Annotated in this window: 2 protein-coding genes and 1 pseudogene; 2 read left to right on the forward strand and 1 reads right to left on the reverse strand. The window is 57.6% G+C overall.

All coding sequences use genetic code 11. From position 1 onward, the window contains the following. On the forward strand, positions 1-459 hold a 459-nt coding region (locus BN1800_RS39390; RefSeq protein WP_143534269.1), incomplete at its 5' end, for a zinc-binding dehydrogenase. Positions 460-700: 241 nt separating this feature from the next. Beyond that, positions 701-1,528, forward strand: a complete 828-nt coding sequence (locus BN1800_RS39395) for a universal stress protein (RefSeq protein ID WP_087006329.1) — start codon at positions 701-703, stop codon at positions 1,526-1,528. Positions 1,529-1,638: 110 nt separating this feature from the next. Here BN1800_RS39395 and BN1800_RS42095 read toward each other — a convergent pair. Further along, positions 1,639-1,833: pseudogene (locus BN1800_RS42095) on the reverse strand (hypothetical protein); the annotation flags it as partial.

Consider the following 1,833-nt stretch of genomic DNA (forward strand, 5'->3'; position numbering starts at 1 on the left):
ATCATTGCCCAAGTATGCGTGTGGCAAGGCCGTGAAGTCTATGCCTTTACGCGCCGCGGGGACGATGAAGCGCAACGTTTCGCCATAAGTCTCGGAGCCGCATGGGCGGGAAGCTCGGACGACAGCCCGCCGGTGCTGCTGGATGCGGCGATCATCTTTGCGCCGGTCGGCGGGCTCGTCCCGGCCGCTCTCAAGGCGGTCCGCAAGGGTGGCCGCGTCGTTTGCGGCGGCATTCATATGAGCGACATCCCGGCCATGCCTTATACCCTGCTGTGGGGTGAGCGGGAGCTTGTTTCCGTTGCAAATCTTACCCGTGAAGACGCCACGCAGTTCTTTCCGATCGCCCGCGAGGCGACTGTGCGCACGCACACGGTCACCTATCCACTCGAACGGGCAAACGAGGCTCTTGCGGACCTTCGCGCAGGTCGGTTTAGCGGCGCGGCCGTCATTGTTCCGTGACGGCGAAACCATGCTCGTGAGTCTTCTTGAACCTTAAGCTCTTCATAAACCAACCGCCAGATGGCACATTGATCAGCATTAATCGCGCCGCATGCCTTTCCAAATTTCGTGCCTGGCAACAGGATCCGCTTGGTGGGGGGAGCAATCTTGATCGTTGGCAACGCCATTTGCGCAAGATCAACGCAGGCATGAACCATTCGGACGAGCATTCCACCTTGGAGCCGAGATGAGGAGATACGCTATGAACGCACAGTTCCATCTGCCTTTGCTTACCTATCCAGATCCCAGCTCTTTTGCTCTGATCCAGAATGCCATCGATTTTGCACGTCACCAGGAAGCGAGGCTTCGTGTCAGCGTATTCCAGGTCAAGATACCGAGGGTCTCCCCACCATTTCCGTCGATCATCGATGTCGATGTCGAGAAAATGAGTGCTGACGCCGAGCGCTCCAGCCGGGATTGCGCTGCGACGCTGATCGAAACCGTGCGCGATTATGCCGGTAAGGCCGACCTGGCAGTGACGATCTCATCATTTGAGGCTACGCAGCCGCTCATCGGCGACAGAATTGCGGAGATCTCGCGTATCTACGACCTCTCGATCATGGAAACCTCGCCAATAGCCAGTTCCGTGATCGAGCGCATTCTATTCGAGAGCGGGAGACCACTGCTGTTGTTCCCGGCGGACAATTGTTGCGGCCGAATCGATACAGTCGCAATTGCATGGGATGGCAGCGCGACTTTGGCGCGGGCGCTGACCGGAGCCCGCGTGTTTTTGGACAAGGCATCGAAGGCTGTACTCATCTCCGTCACGGACGACAAGGCGATAGACGCCGACCTTCGCGATCGCTTTGCGGCGCTTGTTCGCGACGCCGGTCTTGCTGTCGAGATTGTCAATGCGCAATCACAGGGAGCTCCGGTAGCCGGCACAATTCAGTCCGCTGCAGCTGAAGCGCGGGCAGACTTGCTGATTGCTGGAGGTTTCGGACACTCTAGATTGCGCGAACTTATTCTGGGAGGCGTTACGCGATCGTTGCTTAACGGCCTCGAGGTACCGGTTCTCCTGTGCCATTAGGGCTCAGACCGGCGCTATGAATTGGCAGTCAAAACAGAACCAACATGGCCGATAGGAGAGGGGCGAGTTCATTGTCGGCTGCTCGATCCGCTGACAGCCGCTGAGATTTCCTAAAGGAGATCTTTGCCGCCGAGCCCCACGAACTCAATGCGAAAACCCTGAGCCCGTGCACTTTTGATAAATCGATCTGCGCTCAAAACGTCGACGACGATGCTTCCGCCGAGACAATGACCGAACGGTTCGCATAGTTCTTTACGAACCCAAGCATCGGCGCGGGGCGAGCGGATTGAAATTTCCCATTGATC

It is taken from the genome of Rhizobium sullae (assembly GCF_900169785.1).
GTDB lineage: Bacteria > Pseudomonadota > Alphaproteobacteria > Rhizobiales > Rhizobiaceae > Rhizobium > Rhizobium sullae.

Bases quoted from the DNA above. Each gene is read 5' to 3' on its own strand.
- BN1800_RS39395 (WP_087006329.1), top strand. From the start codon at position 701: ATGAACGCACAGTTCCATCTGCCTTTGCTTACCTATCCAGATCCCAGC.